The organism is Capsulimonas corticalis, from assembly GCF_003574315.2.
GTDB lineage: Bacteria > Armatimonadota > Armatimonadia > Armatimonadales > Capsulimonadaceae > Capsulimonas > Capsulimonas corticalis.
In genome coordinates, this window is record NZ_AP025739.1 from 46310 (window position 1) to 71143 (window position 24834).

A 24834-nucleotide genomic window follows, 5' to 3' on the forward strand; every position below is an offset into this window, starting at 1 on the left:
ACCTACATTCGTATCCCGCCGCTGTGCGCGATCGCCGCCTCTTCAGGCGTGCGCGGGCGCTTCGGCTTCGGCTTTTCGCCGGTGTAACGGGGATCGATATACGGGATATCTTCGAACAGCGCGAAGACTTCCGGAAGCGTCGTCCGCCCGACTTCCTCCCGGCTATATCCACAGCGCAGCCGAAGGAAAGACATCATTCGGCGGATTTGGACCGGGAACGGCTCACCGTCTTTTTTTTTGTCTCTTCTTCCGTGGCCTGCTGCTCGGGCAGAATGCCGGAGAGACGAAGGACATCCAGCAGGAACGTCACGGTTTCAGGCTTTTGCAGCTCCGTGAACGAGACCATCTGCCCGACTTCCATCTCCGTCAGGCGATATCGGCAGTGCTGGCGGTCATCATTGCCGAGCGTGGGATCCGCCTTGCGCAGCGCCAGCCAGACCAGAAGACGCTGATGCTTCAGCTTGGAGACGTCCAGCAGCTCGACCGATCCGATCTCGTCTTCGATGTCACAGATATCGTTGAAGTCGAGGGGCAGAACATGCCAGGTTTGGCCTGCGAAATCGAGCGTCTTGCCTTTGGCGAGCGCTTCGGAGAGTTCGGACATTCAGTACTCCCGCCAGCAAAAAGGCGCCGACCTCGCGGCCGCGCCTTCGCTGGACTTGTGTTTTTTGATCGATTGTGATTTGATCGATATTCCGTGCGGAATACTTATTGAGGCATGCTGATAACGTAGAGCACGCCTTGCGAATCGGGAAACGCCGTCAGTTCAAAACCCGGCATGGCGAAGTCTTCCATTTTGAACGGAATGTCCACGCCCGGCGCGCGCACGTTCATGTAGGTCCAGGTCTGCACGCGGCCGGTGGTGTCCTGCGTCTGGAGCGCCGCCGCGAACGACGGCAGCGCCACGACTTTATTCATCGTCTCGGTCAGGACCGTGACGCCGTTCACCACCGCCGTGGTTTCCGCCGCGCCGGTGAGCTTTCGCAGCGCGTCCGATTTGATCATCGCGACCGTCGCCTTGATCGTCGCCATCGCTCCGGAGAAGCCGACATCTTGCGGATGCACGGAGACCCAGGCCGGGCCATACAAGAGTTTCTTGTTTGCTTTGTTGCTGACGGCGACGTCTTGCAGCAGCGCCAGCGTAATCCCGGTATATACCGTCGCCGTGACTTCCGCGATCGTGATTGAGCTCGCCCCGGCGTTCACCGCCTCGATCAGCAGATACCGGCCGACCACGACGGGCGCGAGCGTCGTCGTGCGCGTCGCCACGGCCGCAACCCAGGTATCGATCAAAGTCGTTTGTGGATCGCCCGGTGCGGCGCTGGGGTTGTCCGCCAGCCAAATGTCCGCCGTGCTCGCGCCGCTGCCGATGGCGCTGATCTGGGTCGTCATCTGCGATATTGTGTACGGCGCTCCCAGGTCCAGGACAAACCAGTCGTTGGCCGTGGAGAGCGACGCCGACGTATGCGTGTTGATGACAGCGGTCGTTCCGGCGCTGCCGTCCGCGATGTTGCCCGCCGGGCTGGCGTAAGTCGCGCCGCTGTTGATCGTGCGAGACGCCGACAGCGATGCGCCTGAGAGGATCTGTGTCGGATCCGGCAGAACGCCGGATCCGAGCACGCCGGGATATGCTTGGAGCACACCCGTGCTAAAAATACGCTGTTCCGACATGGTGATCTCCTCGCGGTTTACTGATCCAGGGAGATCGTGCCGACCGCGCCGGCGTTGGCCGGATCGCCCAGGCAGAAGACCTCGATCTGCATATCGGCGAAGTCGTCGAGCTTGAACGTCAGCGGCAGATCCACTGCGTAGCAGTTGAAGAGAACGATCTTGACGTTCTTGCCGTTCGTGTCGATCTGATCGAGCTCCAGGCGGAACTTCGTCGGCTGCGCGGTCTTGCCGATGGTGTAGGTGTCGGTGGTCGATACCGTCGTTTTTGTGGCGCCAGTGATGCGGGCGATGACGTCTCGGTTGATATCCTTGAAGTTGATCTTGACGCTGCATTCGCCTTTGGAGAAGCCGACATCGACCGGGAACATGCTGACGATCGGAGTGTTGTACAGCTCCTTCTTGTCGTACTTCGTGTTCATCGAGCTATCTTGAACCGAGCCGACGCCGTTGGCGCTGTCGGTGAGCGTGGCGCCGACGTTGCCAATGCGGCACTTACCGGAACCAAATACGTGAAGTTCTGTGGGCATGATAGACCTTTCGCAATAAAAAAGACCCGCCTTTCGGCTGGGTCTTAATAATTAGCAACAGATAAGACATTGCACTATCTGTTTTCGTGATTTAATTATTTGATGTTATGGCTTGTATACGATTACGTTAAACAACGAGCGGTCAAGCCGCAACACATGGTAACCGTGATTTGTTTGATCTCGAACACGAATAAGTACAGCTTTGTCGTCCTCATCAATCAGCTGCACCCAGTTAGTAGTCAATGATTGAGCAGATGTCATTGGCAAAGCTGATGCTAAGATTGTTGATCCTTCATGTGTACAGATTAATTGTACTTCTGGCAGGGCGCCTCCTCCATATGCGGCAGGAATTAGCGGGAATATGGTTCTGCTGTACAAAACTATTAAACCAGCTCCGACTGTAAATACATGAAGATAACTAACGAACCAGTGAAATGTATTATTTGATCTTGCGTTATCAATCCAAACGAAAACAGTCGGGATCGCGATCACAAACGCCAGCATCTTTAACATATACATATGCCAGGTTAATTTAGACGCCGTAGTAAAAAAGCTAAGCAGAATCAATTCTAGTACTAACCACAATAACCACGAATAAATAATCTTAAGAATAACCTTGGGTATCGCCTTATCCGACATAGCCTTTTTAAGCTTGTCTTCAAAATAACAACTTTGCGCCACATAACTACCGAGCATTATTATCATTGCAGTAATACCCACTGCAATATATCGTGGTTTTAGCAGAACGAAATCTACGGCGCCTAATGAACTAAGGTACACACTGCAAACGAAAAATCCTAGCCCGTATACCAACCCTAAAACGCTTGCAGCCAATGCCGCAATGTTCGAAGCCATTGAGAGAATGTGATTGCTGTTGTCTTTGAATGTCAAAATAGATCTCCTAATAGTAAATCAGAGATTAGTATTATTGCAGAAGACAATTTCCCGTCGTGCAATTGTAAGTTAGTCTCTATAACTATTTTGACACACAGGCACTCGAAAAGTTGCAATGTACAATTCAGTAAACACTGAATTCCTATCTAGCGATTCTGAGCCGGTAGCGGGCGAGAAGAAACGACGCGTTGAGCGTCTTGTCGTAGAGATCGGATTGGGTCATGACGCATTCCGCGCGGAATACCCGGCCGGTTGTGAGAGAAAGAGGGCGTCCGTCAAAGATGGCGACCAGGCGCGCGGCGATCGCTTCCAGATCCGCGCAGTCCGGTTTCTGGGTCCATGCTTCAATCTCCAGATACTCATCCTGCACCGTGGACGGGCCACCGCCGACATTAATCGCCGGGCGGAACCGCCGATCCGGAGCGCCGTCGGCGATCCTGTATGTCACGGAGTTGTAAACCGGAGGCGTCTGAGATTTATGGCCGTTGAAGATCGCGGGCGCGGTGCTATCGTCGGGATCCTTCGCCAGCAGCGCCACGAGCGGCGCGTCGGCGCTCATCGCCGCGACGATCACCGTCTTTGTGGCGAGGCTCATCAGTCAGCTCCATGCGCCGCCGCGCGCGCTCGGTCGTTGCGGAAATTCGTCTTGGCGTCGGCGAAGGACTTCGCCAGGCTGCCGGACCGCGAGAGGGACGCGCCGACGGCATCGTTGCCCAGGCGGCTGCGAAGAATGTTCAAAATATCTTGCTCGTGACGAATGATGACGGGCCAGAGGAACGCCCATTTGCCATCGTGAGCCAGCTCCAGGAAGATGTCGTAATCCATGCCGGCGGACAACACGCCGCGAACGATCTCGGCGGTCGCCTCCGCGACCTCGCCGCGAATGCTGTTGGTCGTGTTTGCCGTCCGGTCCGTATAGGCGTGCTCAGACTTCGCCCAGCCCTCCAGCGCCGCCATCACTTCGTTCATGGCGAGTTCGGCCAGCTTCTGGCGTTCCTCGATCCATTTCGCCAGGTTGCCGATCACTGTGTCGGCGCCTTCCACGCTCATCCGTCGACTCCTGTCTCCAGATCGCACTGGACGCGATCGCTGTAGCGCCGAACTCGCAGGACCTTAGCCCTCTCCGTGACGCTGGGATCGTCGTCGCTGGGAATGAGCGCGATGTCGTTCTTGCGCACGCCGGCGGCGGGATCCAGGATTGAGAGGCGACGCATTTGATCCTGCGTCGCGATACCCGGCTCCGCCTCATCTCGGTTCACGGTCACCTGAGCGACGCGGTAAACGCGCGCGCTGAACGGCGAGCCGGGAATATCTGCCTCGGCATTCACCGTCTTGCCGCCTGTCGGCGTCCGGGAACGGCTTGCGCGCAGGATACGGACCGCAATGGGGTCGAGAGGCATATCAGATCATCCTCGGGCGCATGTTGCGCAGCCGCTTTCCGGCCGGGCGCGTGTAGTCGGCAAGCTTCGCGGCGTAGTCGAGTCCCCAGGCCGCATCCGTCGCCGTGGGCAGTTTGTACCGCTCCTCTTCGTCGCCGGCCTTGCGGACGGACACCTGTCCGCCCGGGCTGAAGATCGCCTCCGCCGTCAGCCGTCGCGCGACCTCGCCGCACACCGCATCCCAGAGATCATGGGGGATCTCGGCGCCATAACCGAACTGCCCGGTCACCAGGATGTTTTGACGACCGGCTGGAAAGAGCGACGGATAAGGGACGATCACGCCTTCGCTGATGAACGCCGGAACCGAGCCGCGCGCCACCACCAGGCGCGTCAACGGCTTATTCTGTTCCTGGATAAGCTGCACGTCGGTGAGCGTGTAACCCGGCGCGCTCTGGATCCCAACGACGGCGACACTGGTGAGAGAGACGATCTCATCGATCTCCATCTCCGCCGTTCCGGTCCCGTCATAGATCCGGACTTCGCCAGCGGCGCCGGGCAAGAATTGCCGCTTTGTCTTGCGGGCAACTTCCGCCGTAACGCCGTCCATCGCCTGCTGAAATCGCCGCGCCAGATTGACGTTGCGCAGCGTTACGCCGGCGTGCGACAGGCGCAGCTGCACATCCTCCGACGTCGGCCAGATCGTATAATCGGTGGTGCTCATGGTTTAGCTCGATGCGGGAGGCTTGGGCGGTCCAGGAGGCGTTGGAGGCGTGGCCCCCTGGCCACCATTCGCGGCGGCGTCCGCAGCGGCTTGCGCGGCCGCCGCGTCCGTCACCGGATTACCGGTCTCAGGCTCTTCCGGATCTTCGGGTTCCGGCGTGGTAGTCATGGCGGTGTACTGCTCGGGCGTCAGCACTTCGAAACCGTAACGGCCATCGAATGACTTCGCCACTTTCGGCGCGACGTCCGCGACCGCGATGTACACGCCCGCCTGACGATCGAGCATGCGCTCGAACTGCGTGTTTGTGACCATGTCAAAATACGTGCTGAAATTGCGGTTGATAACCTTAGGCATGTTCGTGAACTCCAGGGCGGCTTCGTCCGCCGCCCCTCGTGTCATAGACCGATTTACAGGGCGACGCTCGCAGGCACCTTCAGCTTGCCGTGGCAATATTCGGGGCCGTGGTCAATGCCGAGCTGACCGTAAAGCTGCGTCTGATCCGCCGATCCCTGCTTGAAGAGTTGCTCTTCGAACAAGATGCCTTTGTTCGGAACCGGGAGACCGACGATGCCGGCGACGCCCAGGTTGCAGATGGCGAAATACTGCGCTGGCATATCCGGCTCCAGCACCAGATTGATGGAGCCGAAGCGGGTCAGGATCTTGCGGACCTTGATGCCGGCGTACTCGCTCTCCGGCTGGAGGTAAATCGTGCCCTGCGCCTCGTAAGCGGCGCAGATGTTCGAGTACTCCGTCGTGCCGGCCAGCAGCGTCCATGTCTCATCCACGCCGTAACCGTTCGCGGTAATGACGGTCTGCATCAGGAGATTGACATAACCCCGGTACATCGTGGTGGTGACGCCTGTGTCCGCGCTCTTATCGATGCTGTTGGTCGTGATCGCCGTGAGCAAGCCTCGCGTCTTCAGCGCGGTGCTTGCCGGGTCAGCGGGATTGACGAAGGTCCCGTTGAGCATCGAATAGTTCGCGTCCTGCGCGACTTTTTGCAGGGTCGTCATGACCTGGAATTCCGACGAACGTGGATTCTGCACTCCGCCCTGCGCGGCCCCTTGCGGGATCGGGACGATGCCGGCGACGGTATGATCCGACTGCGCCAGGTAAGTGATCGTGATCGCCTCCTGGAAGATCTGGATCACATTTGTGGATTGGGTTAGCGACCGATACGCCGGTGTGGGCGCATTGGCGCCTTCGAGGATTGCCGGCTGCGCGGGAGCGGGGATATTCCAGAAGGCGCCGATCGGGAATTCCTTCGCGGTGGTTTCCTGAACGCCGCCCTGGATGCCGCCCAGCAGACGAAGCAGCGCGTTAGGCCGCTTGTTCATTTGGAAGAGTTCCCCCAGGTAGGGAACGACGTTATTGATGGTTACAATGCCGTTGGGCATGGGTCAATCCTTTGCTATTTGGAAGCCGATTCGCGCTTGAGGCGAATGACTTCCAGGGTATTGCCGGCCTTATAGGCGGCGTTGATTTTTTCGTCGAGGGACGGTCCTTGCCCAGCCGCCGGGCGGGTGTTCGTGCCGGCCTGGACCGGAGGCTTGACCACGTTCGCGGCGAGGCGTTCAGCCTGCGCGCGCAGTGTCGCTTCGTCGGCGCCGTTCAGATCGTTGAGGATGTCGATCGATAGACCGGTTTCGCCAGCGATCTGGAGACGCAGCGCGCGATCCTCGGCTTGCTTGCGCGCCGTTTCGGCCTGATCGGCCCGGGCGCGCTCGCGCTCGAGCTCCGTCATTTCCGCAGTCTTGCGAGCGGTTTCCGCGTCTTCCAATTCCTTGTTGCGCTTCTCCGCTTGCTCCGCCTTGCGGCGCCACATGTTCGCCTCGTTGTCTTGCGCTGGCTTCTCGGGATCCGTCGAAGGCGGGGTTACAGCCGGCGGTGTCGCAGGAACTGCGGGCGGCGCTACCGGTGCGGTGGGGGGCGGCTCATCCGGAGCGAAGTACCGAGGATGGGTCAGCGTAGTTTCAAATCGTCGATGGAACATGGTGTTGTCGTTTCTCCTGAGATCAGGGTAGTTTGCCACTGAGCGCCCGTGGCCGGGTAGATGGAAAAGGACAGCAAAAAAGCGGCCCCGTCAGGAGTCGCTTTGGGCTGGTGGATCGGGCTTCGGCTGCCCGTAGTATTTGCGCTGGCTTTCGGGCACATCGTCCGGCTTCGGAGGATGGCTCACGAACTGCTGATCCGGGAGCGACGCCAAGAGCGTGACAGTATAGCAAAGGCAGTGAGGATGCCCGGGCGGAACATTGCCAGACGAGTAGTTCCCGGCTCCCAGTCCTTCGGTGTCGTCGCCGGCCCAGGCGTCACAGATATCCGTGCGAGGATGCGCCGGCGACAATCGCCAGCCGATTGCCTCCACCCACGGCTTGAGCTTTCCGTTCTCGTCCGTGACGCTCGCAATATGTCCCTCGCGATAAGCGCTGTTGATCTCCGTGCGGGCGATCCTCATTGCTTTGTAGCGAACATTCTCCACGCCCGGCGCTGTCAGCAGCGGGCGCAGCGCCTCCGCCAGCTTCCGCGCGCTTTGCCCCTGCGCGACGCCGCTGAACAGCGTATCGGCGATCGAGCGGCGCGCGTCCCTGTCCAGGTTGTAGAGGCGCTGCGAGAGCTTCAGGCCGTCCGGGTAAACCCTGGCGTACAGCCGATCCAGCACCTCCGCCTGTACCCTGCCGAATTCGACGCCGATCTGAGCCGCGCCGGCGGCGACGTGCAGCGAGTGCTCGGGATGGATCTGGGTACGCACCAGAGAAAGACGCCGCAGCAGATCCGCCTCGCGCTCGGACACGTTCAGCGCCGCCGCTTCAATCCCACCGTCCAGCGACGCCTTGAAGCGCTCGCCGAATGTGGTCACATGGCGACTGATGCTGCGCTCCAGATCGCGCTGGAAGCGTTCGGCGAGTATTCCGCGCGGAATACTGCGGATGTCCTCTTGCAGCGCGTCCAGCGTGTCATGAAGCAGTCCCAGCACATGCGCGATAGTGTCGCGGTCGAGCTGCATTTGCTTTTGCCGGGAGGCGCGGATCAACTGCGCGTATTCCTTCGCCAGCTCGGAGATCTCGAAGATGTCGGCCATTATTTACGCTTCGGAACCTTCGCTATTCGCTCCGGCTCAGCTTCTTTGGCCGCCCACATATCGTAGAGGATGTGGGCGAAACTCTCGATGTAGCTTTCCATTTGCTGATCATAGCCAGCGTCGGCGACCTTCTCGGCGCCGGGCGCGAGTTGGGGCGTGATACATTCTCGAATGTAGGCGTCAATCCGCGTGTGCTTGACGTGAAGCAGTTCGTGGACGACAGTGATGCGCCATTCCGCCGTGTCTTCGACATCACAGCTGAACGTGATCGTCGCCTTGTTCAGCTTGGCGATACGTGCAGAAACTGCAAACGTTAACTCTTCGCCGTAAACGACGCGAGCGAGTTTTATCCCGATAGGCTGCCATTCAGGATAAAGCCCCAGGCGATCAGCCCACAGATCGACATAATCGCGCAGCCACTGAGGAACCGTTAAATCCATCGCCATTTACACGCCGCTCTTTCCCGCCGCGCCCTTGAGGCCGGCGATCTCCTGCTCGGTCTGCTGGAGGCTGGCGTCCGCCGCCGTCGGCGTGGCGGCCGGTGGTGGTGGCTCCGTCTTCAGCTCCTCGATCAGCGCCGTCACGTCTTCGATGCCTTCCGCCTGCGCGACGCGCTCGATCGCGCGCTCGTGGGTGATGTAGCCGGCGATCTCCTGCTCTTGCGTGCGTCCCGTCAGCGCTGTCAGTTCGTCCTGCGACATCTGGAAATAAGGCGGCCAGGCCAGGGTCACATCATAGCTGTCTTCGTCGTCTTCACGGACGCCCAGATCGACGCCGACATTCTGCAAGCCGCGCGCCACCAGAGCGAGAAACTCACAAAGACCATCCTCACCCCAGCTCTTGCGCTTCTCTTCCGTCAGTTCGATCTGCGGCAGGTACAGCTGCGCGAGCACCGCGTTCGTCAGGTTTCCCTTGTTGCTGAACTCGGACTGATCGACTTCCACCGACGACGCGGCGGCGAGGATCTGCTTCTTCAGATCCTTCGCATACTCCATCATCGCGGGGCGCAGGCCGTTGCCGGTCGGCGGGAACTCTACTTTGCCCTGCTTCTCACCCTCAGCGCTGTGCGCGTCGATCGGCTGGCCGGGCTGGAGCGGTTTGTCGATATCGTCCTCGTCCAGGTCAAGATCAATGAAGATCGGGTTGCTTTCGGCGTCGAACTGGTTGCTCTTGTCCATCAGGTGATAGGTCAAGTTGATCCGGTCGAGCACGCGGTACAGATCCCAGAGATCACCGGCGCCGTACAGGTCGTCCGTCTCCACGTTTTTGATGTGCGTAAGCGGAATGACGCCGAAGGGATTGGCGGCGCGACTGCTGATCTTCCAGCCCTCGTACGTGTCCGGATCCGTACGGTTGTAGGACATGTAGAGGCGAGTGCTGCCAAGGCTCGTGTTCAGGCTCTCCTGAGGCAATGGAAAGTAATGGATCTCCTCGTCGTCGGTCCACTCCTCGCGGTACCACATCGTCTTTCCAGCCACTGCGTCGAAGTAGCTGTACTGGATTCTCGCCATCAGCAGATCGGCGCAGTTGTGGGGATCGTAGTACAGGCGCACCTCATCCACCAGGGAGAGCGACTGAATCGAGAGCGGGATGCGCGCGGTCTCGTCGTACGAGAACTTCAGCGCGATTCCGCCGTCGCAGCCGCCCTGCCGCGCCATCGCCACAAGGCGCGCGCCCATCTTGTTCTTGCGCCACATCTTGCGCAGGAACTCCTCCAGATCGGGATTCTCCGCGCAATGGATCTGAAGCGGCTGCCCAAACAGCCACTTGGCGCCGCGCGCGATGATGCTCTTGGCGAGCGGCATGCAGCGCGGAAGCGGACCTCGATCCTCCGTCTTCCACTCCTTGAAATGGAACAGCGGATACGGGTTCAGCACATCGTAGGCGTGGGCCTCGGCGGCTTTGTCTTGCAGCCATCCGAGCCCCACGGGCAGGCTTCGCGTATTGATCAGCGCGGCGGCTTGTTCGGCTCTTGTTGTCATACTGTTCCGCCTCGTCTGCCACGCCGGCTTTTCTTCGTCCCGAGCGTTTCGAGGAACTTCCGGAGTGCGTTCACGAAGACGTCGACAATGTCGTCGTTCTTCGCCTTCGGGAACTTCGTAATCTGCGCGAGAAGGTCGCGCACCCATTCAAAGCAACCAGGATAGATGTTGAGATCGGGCAGATGGACACGGCCGCCCTCGGCGAACGGCGAGACGCTTTTCGCGCGGCTCTCCTTGTCGCCTGTGCCGGCGACAGCAATGCCGATCAGCGCCAGTTTCGAGCCGTCTTCCGCCTTCGTTCGGTCTTCGTCGGTGTGTCGCTTGACGTACTGCATCAGGACCGTGCCGCTGCCGACGTCCTCAACATAGTCGCCGCGATACTTGTCGCCGTAGAGCCGACGATAATAATAGGCTTGCGCGATCAGGAAGTTGACGAGATCCGGCGTCTCCCATCGGCCATGCGCCATATTGAGAATGTACAGATCGCCGTCGGCGCCCTTCCCGGCGGTGATGCAGGCGCTTTCGTCGTTCGCCTCTTTGGCCTTGAGCGCTGTATCCCAGACGGTCCAGACTTCGACGAGCTCGGGCAGGCGGCGGTATCGGTTGCGCTCGAACCACGCCTCTTTGAAGATCGATCCGCCCTTTGCGCTGGGGCGCTGCTGGTACTGACCGTCATAGCCCATCGTGCCCAGGCGCCGCAGCTCGGCGGCGAGCACCTCGGGCGGGAAACGGGACGGGAATAATAGTTCGCCAGCCTGGACGCGCGGATCCCGCCATCCAAGGGGGTTGACGGCGCGTTTACAGCTGGCGCACTCACAAGCGGGCTTGACCTCGTACTCCATCGGGAGCACGAGGTGAAACCATTCGCTGATACTGAGGACGTGACCGGTCCAGTCGTCTTCGTGCAGGCGCTGCTGGATGCCGATCCGTACGGAAGTGCGCAGGTCGTTGACGCGGTTGCCCGCGCCATTATCCCACCAGGTATTGACGGCTTCGCGCTCGGCGTCGCTCTCAATGTCGGCGGCGTCGTTAGCGTCGTCGACGAAGAGCGCGTCGGCGCGGTCGCCGGTGATCTTCGCCTTGGCGCCGATCGCGAGGCGCGAGCCGCCGGCGGTGTTCTTAAAGAGGGTCTTCGCGTCCTGATCGGCCGCGAGGCGCCATGTGGGCTGGAAGGTCTCGCGGTACCAGTCGGAGCGGATCAGCTCGCGGCAGAGCAGCGAGTCGCGGGTGGAAACGCGCGGGTTGCCGCTGATAAAGATCGAACGCCAGGCCGGGCAGATCGTCCACATCCACGCGGGAGCGCAGACGGAGACCAGACGAGACTTCGCGGTCCCCGGCGGGACGTTGACGATCAGATCCTTGATACGCTGGACGGGACGTTCTTCGACGGCCAGGCCGCGCCTTGCGGCCATCTTCCACTGCTGGACGGCCCACCAGTCGAGCAGAGCCGCCTCAACGTGCTCGGCCATCGCGTCGATGTGCCAGTTGTCGTCGAGCGGCGTCGCGGCTTCGAGGACCGGCCAGCTCTCGCGGAAGAACTGCGCAAGCCGCATCGGGATCTGATCGGCCATCTGCGCGCGGCGGAAGGCCTGGACCGCGAGGCTAGGCTCCTTTTCTGGCGGGGAGGTCGATCCGAACGTCGGCGAGCCGTTTGTCAGCAACTGCGATAAATTCGGCCCGCAGAGCGTCGTCATGAATCGTTTCCCGAGCCGCCTGAATGACAGCAAGCCCAATACTGGTCACGTAATCATCCAGCGCCACGAGCGGAACGGCGGTCTTATCCTGGTGCTTATGGATTCGATCCACCATCGCGCCGATCTGACCGATCAGCCCGGCGGCGGACGTGATGTCGAGCAGCTGCGTGGGCTTGGAAACGCGCTCGGGGTTGTCGTAGGACTGGTGCCAGGCGATCAGCGCTTCGGTGAACGTGTCGTAGCGCTCCACCCAGTCGGTGACGAGCGCGCCGAGCATCTTGACGTGCGGGAGCAAGTCGAGCGGGTCTCCAAGCTCGTCCGCCGCGTCCAGCAGCTCCTTGAGGCGAGGCCGCTCGATCTTCGAATACAGTCCGTGCTTCACCGGCCGCCCTCCATTGCCGCCATGCTTCCAGCAGGCCCCCACCCCGACATGATCGGTGCGCTGGCCGGCGGCGTTCTCACAGGGCGCGCCGTTCTTCGTCTTGCAGGGCCGCCCGCATTTGGGATGCGCCATCAGCGTAGCCTCTTACCGCGTGACCATATGCGCGAAGGTGATGTCTCCGCTCTTCTCCAGGCTGATCCCCCGCCCGAGCTTCCCGGTCCCCCAGAGGTGCAGCGCGTCGTAGGCGCCGCTGTTCGAAACTGCGTCCGCCGCGCGCTCCTGCGTGCGCTCATGGCGCGATTTGGCGACGGCGACGGCAGTGAGCTGACGCGTGGCCTCGGCGACGGAGCAGCGCATCAGACGCGCCGCAGCGGCAGGCGAGCAGCAGCCCGCATGAAGGGAGAGCCAGGTATGGTTCATGGTGGTGTGGTGAGCGAGAACAGACAGCGCGAAGGGCCGAGACGCAGTAAGGGCTAGGTAGGTGCGGGGCACGTATGGACCCGCTACGTGAGGAGAATGTTGCGCTCCTGAAGAGTGTCCGCAGGAGCTATGGACCGTTTCAGAGCGGCCGGCGGGAACGACGATCAAGGCGGAGTAAGCGGCCAGCGAGAGCGAGCGGTGGATGCTCGTCGCTGGCCCTGCGCTGTACTCGCGTTGACTTGTGTACGATTATTATTGCGTGGATCGATTTGATTGTCTAGGGGGTAATCGCTCTCTTTTTTCATTATTGAAAAAGACAATGACCTCCGGATAAGAGCGGTAGATGCCCGTTAGCCAAATTCCAGAATTTGGCTAACGGGGACATGGGAGATTGTCTAGAGGCTATTGGCTGCACACCGCTTGCGACTAACGCAAAGCATAGCAGATAGCCCTAGCACGCCTATGGCGAATGAGACGGGAGCGGTGGGCTCCGGAACGGTAGCAGGAATGACACGAAATTGCGTCACTAACCCATCGGGGTGTGCGTAGGTATCGAGATTGGGATCTCCCCCAACTTTTGCCACTCTGCTGAACGCTCCGGTGGTGAAGTCGAAACCTGCGTCACCAGTTGAATCGGTGTCGGCGTTGATAAATACATCGAACAATAGATTTCCCTTCGATGGATCATATAAAAATGGACTTGTCGGGAAGTTTAGATCAAAGCTTCCGTCCCCCTTCAGTGTTGTTGATAAATCGCCACTGAACACTTGGGTAAAATTGCTTCCCTTGTTTTCGTCAAAGATTGTGCTGGGAGCACTCAATGACGACGACGTATTAGAAAAACTAAGAGTTACATGGTAGGTAGCAACATTTATCTTCGGCTGATTTCCCGCAAAGTCTGCTCTTTCAGAAGCAAAAGAGATTTGGTTAATAATTACCGGTTTATACGAAACGGAGTAAAAGGTATTGTGCGGATATATCTGTTGATACTCGCACCCAGCAGCGTAATGTGACTGTGCCCCTCCACTTGTTCCGAACGGTGCGTAGTTCCCTAGATAGGGCGCGCCGATCACCACCAACGCCGCGTGAGCCGAATTGACAGAGGCGACTCCCAGAAGGGTACATAAGACAGGAAAATGGCGATTGAATTTTAGCATTGATGACCTTTGGTTGCGTTAGCGCGTTAACAAGAATATCAGTGTCCTAGTGACAACAGACTTAACCTTTCGCATAGCATAGTACCTCACAGATGAGGGGTGCGGCATTGACTGCTAGGTATTGGATAAAATCACCTCACCCTTTACGCTATTCCACTTTTTGCCTGCTTCAAGGCGTTGTGCGCGGTGCCGGTGCTCACGCCCGCGCGGCCGGCGATCTGCTTAATCGCCGGCCACTCCCCTTTGTCCTGGTAGTAGTCCAGTGCCCACTGCGCGGCCGTACGCGTGCGTGTCCAGCGCCGCAGTGTCACCTCATCGTAAATGACTGGCTCGGCGGACTGGATTGTCCCGGGCGGCGTCTGCATGGCTCACTCCTTACGATTATTTTGCCTTGCCAAAACTTTTTTATGCGCTTTTGAAAAAAATCAACGATAGTAAAAACAGAGCACACGCTAAAACCGCCACTGTGCTCCGGTGAAAGACATAAAATGACTACGAGTATCTCACTTCCCGACCATGTATTCATGGGGCGGAGCCTACGCCAGCAGGCTTGCTGGCGATGTGGCTGCTATTACATGGAGCAGTCACTCTTTGGACGCGGATTGATTTGCACTGAGTGCCGTCTACCCTGGGAGACGATCATCACCGACGCGGACCTTGCCGCCTTCTGCTGGCAATTCGGCCTGAGACGCGTCTGGGTCACCATGATGCCAAGGTGGTCGCCGCGCCCAATCCGCTGTCTATTCTAAGACAGTGAGAAACATGTCGAGAGATAGCCGCTCGTCATGCATCCATCGACGGGGGCGCCGGCCGCCCCCATGCCATATATTGCGTCATCAAACAGCCGCTCTGTTTTCGCCAGCCGCTCCCGCAACTCCGCTTTCGTCTCCACATTCATACCGATCTCCCGCTGCCCTCGAACCAAATTCCGCAGGGCGACGCGGTAGCTCCTCATCGCCGCCGTCACCACAAACGCCGCCACAGAGCCACGCCAGCGGCGGCCCCATGTACATGGGTTTCCAGGGCGCCGGAGACGTACATGGGTTATGCTCAGCGTTCGTGGACGGGTCGCTCCTGCTGCGCGATCTCATACTTCCAGGTCTCCACGCAGTGATCGGCGAATTCGTCGTCAGGATCGTCGTAGCCGTCCGTTGTCCCGGGATCGAGCTGCTGGCACACGTTTTCGAGATGGGCGATCGTCTGACGGCATTTCTCCACCATCTGCGGCCTTGTGAGTTTGGCGTGGACTTCGCCGGTGCGTAAGAATTCGATCTGGCGTCCACAGGACCGGTTGAGCCTTCGCGCTTCTCCCAGCAGATCGTCTCCCGGTATTTTTGTTGGGTTTGTTGGGCCATTTTCGGTATAGACGGGTGGCTGGTATGTGTTGGTTCTTATGGCGTTAAGGACTTCGTAAGGTGTCATAACAGTAGACATAAGAAATAAATAGTTTGAAATACGTTTCTAGAAATCGTCCAACATCCCAACATAATTCGGCAAACGGGAATAATCGGGGTATCCCCTTCTTATTTTTTCGTGGAATTATGTTGGGTGCGTTCTCCAACAATCTCCAACATAATCCAACATAATTAATTCGGCATTTTTACGCGGCTTGCAGCTGTTGGCGTCCTTCGGAGACGACACAGGGGTTTACCGCATAGTAGGGCTTGCCCGGGCGCCCACGTCCTTCTTTTTTGGCCGGCATTTCGAGACGCACGTAGGCGTCCTCCATCAGCCGGGTGAGCGCGAGTTCGATGCGCTCCTTGGACTCCGGGTTGAGCGCCTGGCGGATTTCGCGCATCGTGAAGGCGTTCAGTTTTTTGCGCTTGATCCATTCGATGATGCGCCTGGCGAGCGCAACGATGGAATCGGAGCGCATCAGGCCGAAGGCAGCGACGGCGTGCGGGATACAGTAGGTTCCGATCTCCCACGCCTGAGCCATGGTTTCGCCGCTGATTGGCGTTTCCCAGGGCATACGGCTGCCCGGTTGAACGCCGACGTGCTTGACCATGTGCAGATTGGCGGCGATTCGCGCGACGTTGCCGGCGAGCTTGGAGGACCACGCAAGCATGGCGGCGAGGTCCTGACCGGGCCGCTGCCGGGCGTTGATGTCGTTGTGATAGTGCTTATGTACGGCGATCGCTTCGGCGTCCATGGTGAGCAGGAACCGTTTGTGGGGCGCATCCTCGGTGATCGCCTTCGGAAGATCATGGAGCGCCAGGATGGTCTGCGTGTAAGCGTATTCGCTGGCGTTCGAGCCGCCTTCGTCCAGGTATGGACGCTCTCCCGCAAGGTTCGGCGCCACGGCGTACAGGAAGCGGGCGAGGAAGCCGTTGTGGTGCAGGCGCTCGTCTTCGGCGAGGGACTGCATGATCTCCGGCTGGACGGTCAGGCCGATGGTCAGCGTCGGCGCCAGGATGTAGCTGTTGCCTTTGCCGACGCGGTCGTTGGTGGCGTAGTCGCCGCTCCAGGCCTTGAGATAGATATCCATGTTGGGGCTGCTGTTCTTGCTCGCGTACAGGCCCTTGATGATGGAGAAGAGGCCGCCCTCAGTATCCAGGTTGGCGATGCAGTTGTCTTCCTGCTCGGAGAGCTTTGTGAACAGCGCCTCCATAGTGATGTCCTGCACTAGCATGCGCGGCAGCGCCTTGGGCTCCTTCATCTCTTCGACCAGGCCGAGGATCTCGTCGTCGATCAATCGGCGGGCGGACGCCTGGGCGTTGGCGGATTTGGTTTGCAGTGCGGTCAGCCGCTTCTTATCGGTCTCGAACTTGGCCACGGCGGTCGTGTGCGCTCCCTCGAAGCGCTCGCGCAGCTCCCGCTCGATCTGTACGATCGGCGCGGCCATGCGCTTCATGGCGGGGCTTTTGCCCGATCCCGCAACGGAGGCGACGACCATATAAAGATTGACAGTTTCGATGTGTTTCTTGGACCAGGCGCCGACCTGGACCTGGACGCGGCGGGAGTTCAGGGCGGAAATGACGCACAGCGCCAGCATCCCCGTGATGTCGATCGGGACCTGGACGTCTTCGGCGACTTCCTTGGCGTAGCTTGCCAGCACCGGCGGCAGGGCGTGCAGCGGGAAGGGAGGGAGTTTCTCCTCACCAAGCGGCAAGGGACATTCCCATTCCTCATCGGGGGCCACCGGCTCGGGGGCTGCGCCCTGCCGCCGCTGACGGCTTTCGAACGCGCCGGCGCCGGAGATCAACTGATCGACGCGCCGCGGATCCGGCGTACTGCCTGCGGCGCTGTTCGGCGCTCCAGGAGTGTTTGAGGCATCCGAATGCGGGGCCGGCGCGTCGTATGCGTCCGGCTCGTACATCCGCCGCAGATCCTGCCAGGTTCTTCCATGACAGCCGTTGTGGCGGCAGCCAGCGGCGACGGCGCCGCTGGCGAACTGGATGATGAAGGCGGCGTCATTGGTGTGATCGCCGTTCCACGGGCATGGGTTCAGGATCCACTTGCGGCCGCCTCCAGAGTACGGCCCCGTCTTCGCGACAGGCAGGTTGTGATCCGCGATCCACCGCTCCAGGTCGAACGCGTCCGCCGTGCGCGGCGGAGCCGCCGGCGTCGGCGGCAGCGTCGCGGCGAGCTCTTGCAGCAGCGCGAGAGATACCGGCTCCGGCGCCTCGGGCATGCGGTGGATGCGCGCCCGGCGGTGCGGGCGGTCCGGCGTGCTGTCTCCTTTGGTGGAGACCGTGCCGTACAACTTGCAGATGCGCGAGCTGTTGAACGTCGTGTTGTCGACGCCCACGACGTCATCGCCGAACAGCAGATCCAGGGCTTCCAGGCAATGGGAGAGCAGATCGCGCGTCTCGTTATCGTTAGGCAGATCCAGACGGTAAAGCAGGTGCCAGCCATTGCCGCTGTCGGCGATGACGGGCTCGGTGAAGCCCTTCTCGTGAAGGTAATCGCGCACAATTCGAGCGCGGTCCCGCGCGGCGTCGTGCTCGGCGCGCGTGGAGGAAATCCCCTTCGGCCGGACCGGGTCGAAATCGACCATCAGCCAGCGCCGGCGCATGATGTCCTTGTCGGACGTCAGCGCCTCCGGAGACGCCTCCAGGCGGTTGCAGATGCGCCCGAGCAGGCTCGGGTTGACGGTGTTCAGCACGGAATACACCGCGCACTTCCCGTCGAACCGGCGCACGTCGGCGGCAGCCTTGGCGAAGTCGTCGTAGTATCCGGCCGTCGTCTTCTTGGAAGACTCCAGTACACGGATCTCGATGACCTCGCCCGGCGCATGCAGGACCGAGAGCCACGCGGCGACATCCGCCGCGTTGAATTGTGAGGTTGACACGGGGTCAAGCTCAGGCATTCGCGCTCCGATCGTTCTCACGAGATAGCTTATGTGTGAGAGTAACGCTAATCGTCTTTCCAGGATAATGCCAGGAGACGGCGTCGATTTCGACGTTCAAATCCAGACGCTCACACAATTTGCCTAACTCGATGATTTCGTCTGTTCGCAGACCATAGGGATGGTATACAAAGGCGTAGGGCTTGCCGTCCTTGTACCAGAGCGATGGGTGGTCGCAGCCCGGAGGATGGCACGGGAAGCCTTCTGAATCTGGAAATTTTGACGCATATCGATGACCTGCGGACCCGCATCGCTTGCCGAATAGTTTACGCAGGCATGCTGATTTCGTGGTCTTGGTAAGGCCATACGCCCTTGCGAATCCCACTTCCCAAAGAGGAGCGTACACTTCCGCAAACACGAGATCGGAAGTCCGTTCCTTGTCTGCAACGGCGCGGAGAGCTGCTACCGCTTGGAGGTAGAGTGGCGATTTGTCCTTATTCCTCCCGAAACGGCTTGTACTAATACGTGGCATTCTCTTATAGACTTCCAAGATTTGCTCGGCGGTTGCCGGTTCCTGAGAGTCCGAAGTATTAGGAGGAGATGTACTCATTGTTCCGTCAGCCATAATGTTCCTTTCAAAAGAAAAGGCCGAAACGGCTCTTTCGTCCCGGCCTATATAGGTGCTCCAAGAAGGGAACATCCGTACTATATTATGCCGATATGTATAATAAAGCTTGACATTTTGGGAAAATTCTGGCCCTCAATCGCTTCTTTAACGATGCCTACCAGGAGGATTAGGGATTATCTTCTCCGCGAGAAAGCGGCCGGGCAGAATCCGCCCGGCCGACGGTGAAGCAGCTTAGGCGGCTTCCTTTTGCAATACTCGGTCCGTTTCGGCAGCGCGAGACACCGAACTTTTGGCGGCGATGGCTGCCTCGCGATAAATCACGTAATCGGCGGAGCAATCTGCCTGGTCCGCAAGGTCTCGCCATGCCTTGATCAGCCAGACACGGCTGTAAGCAAGCTGTCGTTGTTCTTCCTGAGGGTTGTCTTTCATATGCGATCGAAGCATGTCCGGGTCCAGTTTTCCGACCAACTCTTGACGACATACTGGAAGCTCCAAGCAGGTCATACACAACGATCCCAAATAAGGCTGGCCGCATGCTCCGCAAAAGCTCGCCCTGCCCGCTTCGATTTGCGTGCGAAACCAAGAAACGGCGGGGCCACCGGATTGGTCACCTGCACCGATGTACTCCGTGAGAGCATCGCATACGGAAAGGGCATCGAGTTGGTCTTGAGGGAATAAGACTCGAACGGTTTTAGTCATAGTCATAACAGATGGTGTACGGTGCATTTATTTGATCCTTTCGAGTATATGGTCGCTTTTGGCTAAGCCAAGAGACGAACGACTATACATTCAGTTATCGGAAAACTCAGCTAGCTGCCTGAGCAGCAATTTCGCTCATTACGACAGCATCCGCCGCCGTTGCGATCGCGTTGACGGTATGGAAGTACTCTCGAATCAAATCAAGCTGCGCGTCGGCGAGATCTCTGGTTCTGCCTTCCGAGGTATCCGTCCCCTCGTTGGCAGTCTCGATCCATTCGGCGTCGCGCTCCTGAGCGCGGGCGTCATCAAGGACTAGGCACACGCGGCAGAGATCTCCTAGCACCGGCATCGCGCAGATTGGGCAGAATGAGGCGCGCCCCGAGATGACCTCCGATTGGAACCAATGCAGCGCCTCCAGAGAATGCGAATCGGTTGCTTGCACCACCTTCCGCAACGCAACGCAAATCAAGGTCGACGCAAGACGATAGGCGCCCACGGGGTTTGAGGATGCATGCCGGAACGGCGCCATCACCGAACGCAATGTGCGGCCGTCGTGTGTCAAACCGGCGATATTCGTGAGAATGTCGCCAAGACGGGTAAAGTCCGCGCCGGAATCGGTTCCAGAGAATTTCCCGGCGGTCGGTTGAGAAATCCGCAATGTCTTCATTGCTGCGTCCCCTCCTCCGCGCGATGATCGGCGAGGATCTTGTCGATCATCTTCTTCACTTCGGGCGAATTATCGTAACGCGCCTGGAAGAAACGGCGGTATGCGGCTTCGAACGCGGCGGGGTCATCGCACTTCGGGGTCACGACTTCCCCGTCGATCCACAATGGGACCTTGCAGACTGCGCGCGCCGAGCGAACGATTTTGAAGACGACTATCTGGATTTCCGGCTCCTCGGAAAGCGTAGCGTCGGCCGGCTGGTTGACAGTGGCCGCCTGATTGGTGTATGCTTGTGTCATTGTAAAAACTTAATCGCTTTCTTTAGCGGCCAGCGGCACTTTGTGCCTGCTGGTTTTTTCTTTTGGCGTCTCGCTGCTCGGCTAACCGCCCCAGAGCAATGCCGATTTTGAGCAAAGTTTTATCCTTGATCGGCTTGCGGTCGTTGAAAAATCGGGATAAAGTGCTCTCATGCACCCCACTCGCGCTTGCGAGTTCCTTCGGCGCGATGTCATAGGAGTCCAAAACGCCCTCCGTGTACTGCCCTTCGATACACCACTCCGGGCCTAGCGCTGTCTCCTGCTGGCTCACGCTGTTGATGCCTCCTTCTCTCGTTGACTTACATTTGTGACATCTTCAACCATCCGTACGGTTCGGATTTTCTTACCTGCCCGCAACAAATGGTAGTTAAGCTTGGAGCGGTTTTCAAGACCAATCTCAGTAGCCACACGTTGCGGAGACATCCCTTCTCGCAGAAGCTCGTCCACTTTTTCAACCTGATCTAAATTTAACATTTTTACCTCTTCAAGATAAATGAACAACACTTGAACAAAATAAGTATACCACGCCAGGTCAAATTAATCAACACTTGTACAACACTTTTTTAACGAGTAGCTAACAGAATGTGAACGGTGGGAGCTAAAATTCTGTAGGGAAAGCAGCCCACAAGATTGGATGGTTCGTTGATGCCTACACGGGAAGATAGAGAAAAGGCCGCCGCTCGCCCGATTGATGGAGCACATAAGGAATTTGCCGAAGAGGTACGACGCCTTCTAGGCTACTTCGAGGAAGCTGGGCGTCCTTTTTTGACTACACGCATGGCGGCGGGCAAAACGGGAGTGGGTCATGTCACAATTTCTACAATGGTTCGTGGACACAGACCATCAAGGGGAGTAATATCACGCTTTGCTCAAGCCCTGGATGGTGACCCGATTAAGCTTCTAGATTTGGCTGGATATATAAGAGATGATGGATCTTCGCAATTATTTATCGAAGGTGTTCAAGATGCGATAGCGGATTCGGAGAGAAGGCGCAAGCTAGCCATAGAAAAAGCAGATCCCATAGATATTGCAATTGGCAAAAGAATAAAACAACGACGTGAAGAATTAGGATTAAGCCAAAACCAGTTTGCGTATAAATTACGTTTAAAAGAAAATGATATTGAAATGTGGGAGAATGGTGCTCATGGCTTACACGTATCAGATTTATTAGTAATTGCAGAATCGCTTCGTATTAAGCCCACTCTTCTAATTGAAGAATCTAATAACGATGACGATGAAATTCAATACACTCCTATCTTAAACGAATTAAAGACAGCCTCATACCGAGGCGAGCTATCATCAGAAGTCATCCAAGACATTAAAGATTACGTGCTTTTTAGAACTCACCAGGAAGCAAAGAAGCGTGGATAACATGAATTGGTACTTGGTCACGATCAAAACTGAAATCCCAGAAAATGGATTAGAATCCATTCAATTAGAATATGTGGTCTGCGAGGAAGAATTGAGCCTGCTTCAGCGGTATTTTGAAGTATTCCACCACAACCAAAAGAGCGCTCCCCAATCGTTCGTATTCTGGTATGCCAGCGTTGGAATAGATGGGGTTAAAGCTGGCTCAAATCAAATACCTTTAGCAGGGCACTCCATTGAGTCAGTGACCGAACTACCTGGGCACAAAATATATCACGATTACGCAGCATCGCGCAATGCCGTTTATGCGGAGCGATCTGGACTAGTTTCCTAGTAGCCCTGCACATGCATTTCAAAAGCCTCTGTTTTTACGTCCAATCCTAGGGATTGCCTTATGCGCAGATCAAAGCCGCAAAAGCCAGTGATCGACCAACCATTAGCGCCGCCCATCAGGATAATAAAGCCAGTACTTGGACCGAATGAGAAAATCGTCCTCACTGGCGAAGCCGCCGAGATTCTGCGCATTGCCACACTGAGATTGGCGATGGGCCTCATGGAGACGCACCCAGTAGAGGTGAACGCGATTCTGGATAAGATCGAGGATGAGATGCGCGCTGCAGAGGAGGCTCGGCAGGCGGTGCGGGGAGTTTGAGGGGCAGGTTGATGAGGCGGCGGGATTATTCCGCGCGGAATGCTGGACGAGCGGAGATCTGGGTTCGATCAGGACACGTCTCCTTACTGCAAGCAGTAAGGAGAAGAAGCCGTCCTGATCCCAGGCCGCCGTGGCTTTCACCTCATCTCTCGCCACGAAGCCTGGGGACTTGTAGGCTTGTAATATGCGCACGAAGCTTACAACGTTACAAGCTTACAGGGCGCGACTCGGGATGGGCAGCCCTTAGGCTCAAAATGAGCTTCAGGAGGCAATCGGGGGACGCGCGCGCGGCATCCGGATAGAGGCACCCCCGAATTATTGATCGATGAATAATTGCGCCTTAGCCCGGTAATAGATTCTGACGGCGGGAGGAGAAATTAATGGGGCAGCTTCTTCGAGTGACATTGTCAACAGCGGATGGGCGGCTGATCATGGAGAGCTCAGGTCCGGGTGAGCGCATCATCCATGATCGTCTGGAATATGATATCGCGCTTGCCTGCGAGCTCTTCGCGGCGCGGGGGATCCGCTTCACCGCTGAAGACCGCGCGATCATGACGCGGAACTTCGAGGAGCGCCAGGCCAAGCTGGCGAAGGCGGAGAAGGCTCAGAAGGCGCGCGACGCCGCGCTGGCCCGCCACTCCAGCGGGGCGCCTACCGCACCCGAGAGGCGGTTCCGCCGGCGTGGGCGGTGAGCTGCGGTCTGGCGCGCGGGCGGGGTTGGTGATGATGATAGGCGGCGGGGTTGGTGAAGTGAGTGGTGGAATAAGGGCATCGTGTTTCTGGTCGAGGCGCACGATGTCCGAACGGCAGTGCCCAATCTGCAAACGGATGCCCCTTGTTACCCCGAACAAAAAAAGCACCGTTGCCCTTGCCCGTCGTGCCAAGATTCATCATTGTTCGAATGCGGCTACGTGTCGCCCAGAGTAACAGGCGATCTGAAACGTTTTTGATGCAAATAACAGCTGCGGAGAGGATGTGCTGAGTGGACGAGAAATCGGTGAACGAACAGCTTCACGAAATGGAAGAACGCCAGAATCGAACCGAGAGGTTGCTGGTAGAGACGATCGCAGGACTTACCACAGCCGCCATGCTCTACAATCTCGGTTCCAACGAACAGTATTACTCTGATGACGCACGATCACTGCGTTCAAAATTGTATGGTCGTAATTCAGAAATTAACTGGGATATCGCTGGTGAATTGTCAAACAGACTGAGAGATATAATGCATGATGTCTTCAATACGACCCAATTGTCCAAGGATAACTACCCTCGACTATCCTCAGGAATTAGCGAAACTCGTGGGCGGCTACACATTCTGCAAACTGAAATTCATGCATATCTTGCGGCTACGTCGACCGGTATTGATCCCAATTTGCTCAGGGTTAGTCGATTTCTTAAGGTGACAATCTATCTACCAGATGGATTGCGGGGCGTTCCTTATGCCGAAGAGACCAAGATCGCCAAGGCCGTCCGTGATCTGATGGAGTCGATTGGGTTCTATGTCTCTGATGATTTCGATCCGAAGATTCGCTCATGGTACAAAAAGTTCTTCGCCAAGTCCAAAGAGAGCCTGACCCATCCCGAAGTCGTCAGCCGGCTGAAGAAAATCGAGTATGGACTTGAGAAATATGCGCTGCAGGAACGCCAAGCCAATATTGATGAAAAGCAGGCAAACGCCGTCGCGGCGCTGATCAAGGCGCTCGAAAATCAGCCTTCGGTCATTGGCCGAATCGGTTCGATCGTTCTGGTGAAATATTGCCGTCCGGATGGCCAGCCGATGATTGAGTTCGTTACCCTGACTACGGATGAACTCATGTTCGTCGAGGAACACGGTCACCAAATGAAAGATCCCGCGGAATTTATCGCCATCATCGAAAGGCAAAGACGGGCCACTAAATCCAGATATGACCATGTTATAGACGAACTGGATGCGAATGATCCCTCGCAATTCGTCGAGCAGCGCGAGCTTGAGCAATAGCCAGATGACGATATTCATGGACACTGGCAGCACACGGAGACAACTATGATGATCCCGGGATTTGTCGAGCGATGGGTTGCGCGGTTGCTCAGACACGGCGAGCGGTGGTCCAAGCGCAAGATCACGGCGTGGGTGATTGCCGCTGTCTTGTCGGCTATCATCAGCCATCATGTTCCCGAGCCGACCGTCGCCGATCGGCTCATGACGGCGGAAATATTCCGCGCGGAATAAAGTGCCACCGCGCGAGCGACAGGGACAGTCAACCACATACCCATAGATGGGACCGTCGGTTTTTCACGTTCGTGAAAAATTTCACATTGACAGTTGAGTT

The 24834-nt window shown here is 57.8% G+C and carries 34 protein-coding genes; 6 read left to right on the forward strand and 28 right to left on the reverse strand.

Translation table 11 applies throughout. From position 1 onward, the window contains the following. Positions 1-2 precede the first annotated feature (2 nt). The 28 genes from D5261_RS00185 to D5261_RS00320 all read right to left on the reverse strand — a co-directional run bounded on the left by D5261_RS00185 (position 3) and on the right by D5261_RS00320 (position 20979). The gene (locus D5261_RS00185; protein WP_125205817.1) at positions 3-197 is read right to left on the reverse strand and encodes a hypothetical protein; all 195 of its coding nucleotides are present in this window, start codon (positions 195-197) and stop codon (positions 3-5) included. Then, positions 194-604 (reverse strand): hypothetical protein, encoded by a 411-nt coding sequence (locus D5261_RS00190; protein ID WP_119319947.1) that lies wholly within the window; start codon positions 602-604, stop codon positions 194-196. Before D5261_RS00190 ends, D5261_RS00185 begins: the two co-directional genes overlap by 4 nt. Positions 605-708: 104 nt before the next feature. After that, positions 709-1671, reverse strand: coding sequence for a hypothetical protein (locus tag D5261_RS00195; protein WP_119319948.1), 963 nt, complete (start codon positions 1669-1671; stop codon positions 709-711). A gap of 17 nt (positions 1672-1688) precedes the next feature. Next, complete coding sequence (locus D5261_RS00200; protein WP_119319949.1) at positions 1689-2198, reverse strand: hypothetical protein; 510 nt, start codon at positions 2196-2198, stop codon at positions 1689-1691. Between the two features lie 105 nt (positions 2199-2303). Then, positions 2304-3089, reverse strand: coding sequence for a hypothetical protein (locus D5261_RS00205; protein ID WP_119319950.1), 786 nt, complete (start codon positions 3087-3089; stop codon positions 2304-2306). Positions 3090-3234: 145 nt separating this feature from the next. Beyond that, a complete protein-coding gene (locus D5261_RS00210; RefSeq protein WP_119319951.1) occupies positions 3235-3687 on the reverse strand; it encodes a hypothetical protein in 453 nt (150 codons plus the stop codon). After that, positions 3687-4142, reverse strand: coding sequence for a hypothetical protein (locus tag D5261_RS00215; protein ID WP_119319952.1), 456 nt, complete (start codon positions 4140-4142; stop codon positions 3687-3689). The genes D5261_RS00210 and D5261_RS00215 overlap by 1 nt, the downstream gene beginning before the upstream one ends. Continuing rightward, complete coding sequence (locus D5261_RS00220; RefSeq protein WP_119319953.1) at positions 4139-4492, reverse strand: hypothetical protein; 354 nt, start codon at positions 4490-4492, stop codon at positions 4139-4141. Before D5261_RS00220 ends, D5261_RS00215 begins: the two co-directional genes overlap by 4 nt. A 1-nt stretch (position 4493) precedes the next feature. Next, positions 4494-5192: a hypothetical protein gene (locus D5261_RS00225; RefSeq protein WP_119319954.1), complete on the reverse strand. Its 699-nt coding sequence runs from the start codon at positions 5190-5192 to the stop codon at positions 4494-4496. Positions 5193-5195: 3 nt separating this feature from the next. Then, the gene (locus D5261_RS00230; protein WP_119319955.1) at positions 5196-5591 is read right to left on the reverse strand and encodes a hypothetical protein; all 396 of its coding nucleotides are present in this window, start codon (positions 5589-5591) and stop codon (positions 5196-5198) included. 8 nt (positions 5592-5599) lie between these two features. Beyond that, positions 5600-6589, reverse strand: a complete 990-nt coding sequence (locus D5261_RS00235; protein WP_119319956.1) for an SU10 major capsid protein — start codon at positions 6587-6589, stop codon at positions 5600-5602. Positions 6590-6603: 14 nt separating this feature from the next. Beyond that, entirely contained in the window at positions 6604-7185 is a 582-nt protein-coding gene (locus tag D5261_RS00240) for a hypothetical protein (protein ID WP_125205818.1), read from the reverse strand. Between the two features lie 90 nt (positions 7186-7275). After that, the gene (locus D5261_RS00245) at positions 7276-8271 is read right to left on the reverse strand and encodes a phage minor head protein (protein ID WP_119319958.1); all 996 of its coding nucleotides are present in this window, start codon (positions 8269-8271) and stop codon (positions 7276-7278) included. Continuing rightward, positions 8271-8717, reverse strand: coding sequence for a hypothetical protein (locus tag D5261_RS00250; RefSeq protein ID WP_119319959.1), 447 nt, complete (start codon positions 8715-8717; stop codon positions 8271-8273). Before D5261_RS00250 ends, D5261_RS00245 begins: the two co-directional genes overlap by 1 nt. Then, positions 8718-10253, reverse strand: coding sequence for a phage portal protein (locus tag D5261_RS00255; RefSeq protein ID WP_165863976.1), 1536 nt, complete (start codon positions 10251-10253; stop codon positions 8718-8720). It abuts the gene before it with no gap. Then, the gene (terL, locus tag D5261_RS00260) at positions 10250-11947 is read right to left on the reverse strand and encodes a phage terminase large subunit (protein ID WP_119319961.1); all 1698 of its coding nucleotides are present in this window, start codon (positions 11945-11947) and stop codon (positions 10250-10252) included. The genes D5261_RS00255 and terL overlap by 4 nt, the downstream gene beginning before the upstream one ends. Then, entirely contained in the window at positions 11856-12461 is a 606-nt protein-coding gene (locus D5261_RS00265; protein WP_119319962.1) for a hypothetical protein, read from the reverse strand. The genes terL and D5261_RS00265 overlap by 92 nt, the downstream gene beginning before the upstream one ends. Before the next feature lie 12 nt (positions 12462-12473). After that, positions 12474-12749 (reverse strand): hypothetical protein, encoded by a 276-nt coding sequence (locus D5261_RS00270; RefSeq protein WP_301002379.1) that lies wholly within the window; start codon positions 12747-12749, stop codon positions 12474-12476. A 395-nt stretch (positions 12750-13144) separates the two neighbouring features. Beyond that, positions 13145-13906: a hypothetical protein gene (locus D5261_RS00275; RefSeq protein ID WP_125205820.1), complete on the reverse strand. Its 762-nt coding sequence runs from the start codon at positions 13904-13906 to the stop codon at positions 13145-13147. A 143-nt stretch (positions 13907-14049) separates the two neighbouring features. Beyond that, positions 14050-14271, reverse strand: a complete 222-nt coding sequence (locus D5261_RS00280; RefSeq protein ID WP_119319964.1) for a hypothetical protein — start codon at positions 14269-14271, stop codon at positions 14050-14052. A gap of 380 nt (positions 14272-14651) precedes the next feature. Continuing rightward, positions 14652-14888: a hypothetical protein gene (locus D5261_RS00285; RefSeq protein WP_119319965.1), complete on the reverse strand. Its 237-nt coding sequence runs from the start codon at positions 14886-14888 to the stop codon at positions 14652-14654. Positions 14889-14956: 68 nt separating this feature from the next. After that, positions 14957-15328 (reverse strand): hypothetical protein, encoded by a 372-nt coding sequence (locus D5261_RS00290; RefSeq protein WP_301002380.1) that lies wholly within the window; start codon positions 15326-15328, stop codon positions 14957-14959. A gap of 178 nt (positions 15329-15506) precedes the next feature. Next, positions 15507-18218, reverse strand: coding sequence for a YfjI family protein (locus tag D5261_RS00295; RefSeq protein WP_119319966.1), 2712 nt, complete (start codon positions 18216-18218; stop codon positions 15507-15509). Positions 18219-19056: 838 nt separating this feature from the next. After that, entirely contained in the window at positions 19057-19551 is a 495-nt protein-coding gene (locus D5261_RS00300; RefSeq protein ID WP_125205823.1) for a hypothetical protein, read from the reverse strand. A gap of 79 nt (positions 19552-19630) precedes the next feature. Continuing rightward, entirely contained in the window at positions 19631-20191 is a 561-nt protein-coding gene (locus tag D5261_RS00305; protein WP_119319968.1) for a hypothetical protein, read from the reverse strand. Further along, on the reverse strand, positions 20188-20487 hold the full coding sequence (locus D5261_RS00310; protein WP_119319969.1) for a hypothetical protein: 300 nt from the start codon (positions 20485-20487) through the stop codon (positions 20188-20190). The genes D5261_RS00305 and D5261_RS00310 overlap by 4 nt, the downstream gene beginning before the upstream one ends. A gap of 22 nt (positions 20488-20509) precedes the next feature. Further along, on the reverse strand, positions 20510-20776 hold the full coding sequence (locus D5261_RS00315; RefSeq protein ID WP_165863977.1) for a helix-turn-helix domain-containing protein: 267 nt from the start codon (positions 20774-20776) through the stop codon (positions 20510-20512). Further along, the gene (locus D5261_RS00320; RefSeq protein ID WP_119319971.1) at positions 20773-20979 is read right to left on the reverse strand and encodes a hypothetical protein; all 207 of its coding nucleotides are present in this window, start codon (positions 20977-20979) and stop codon (positions 20773-20775) included. The genes D5261_RS00315 and D5261_RS00320 overlap by 4 nt, the downstream gene beginning before the upstream one ends. Before the next feature lie 171 nt (positions 20980-21150). Here D5261_RS00320 and D5261_RS00325 point away from each other — a divergent pair, with 171 nt between their 5' ends. The 6 genes from D5261_RS00325 to D5261_RS00350 all read left to right on the forward strand — a co-directional run bounded on the left by D5261_RS00325 (position 21151) and on the right by D5261_RS00350 (position 24734). Further along, the gene (locus D5261_RS00325; protein ID WP_119319972.1) at positions 21151-21876 is read left to right on the forward strand and encodes a helix-turn-helix domain-containing protein; all 726 of its coding nucleotides are present in this window, start codon (positions 21151-21153) and stop codon (positions 21874-21876) included. Next, positions 21869-22207, forward strand: a complete 339-nt coding sequence (locus D5261_RS00330) for a hypothetical protein (protein ID WP_125205824.1) — start codon at positions 21869-21871, stop codon at positions 22205-22207. Before D5261_RS00325 ends, D5261_RS00330 begins: the two co-directional genes overlap by 8 nt. 60 nt (positions 22208-22267) lie before the next feature. After that, positions 22268-22525: a hypothetical protein gene (locus D5261_RS00335; protein WP_125205825.1), complete on the forward strand. Its 258-nt coding sequence runs from the start codon at positions 22268-22270 to the stop codon at positions 22523-22525. Between the two features lie 380 nt (positions 22526-22905). Further along, the gene (locus D5261_RS00340) at positions 22906-23217 is read left to right on the forward strand and encodes a hypothetical protein (RefSeq protein ID WP_119319974.1); all 312 of its coding nucleotides are present in this window, start codon (positions 22906-22908) and stop codon (positions 23215-23217) included. A gap of 290 nt (positions 23218-23507) precedes the next feature. Beyond that, positions 23508-24503 (forward strand): hypothetical protein, encoded by a 996-nt coding sequence (locus D5261_RS00345; RefSeq protein ID WP_125205826.1) that lies wholly within the window; start codon positions 23508-23510, stop codon positions 24501-24503. Positions 24504-24548: 45 nt separating this feature from the next. Beyond that, entirely contained in the window at positions 24549-24734 is a 186-nt protein-coding gene (locus D5261_RS00350; protein ID WP_119319976.1) for a hypothetical protein, read from the forward strand. Positions 24735-24834 lie beyond the last annotated feature (100 nt).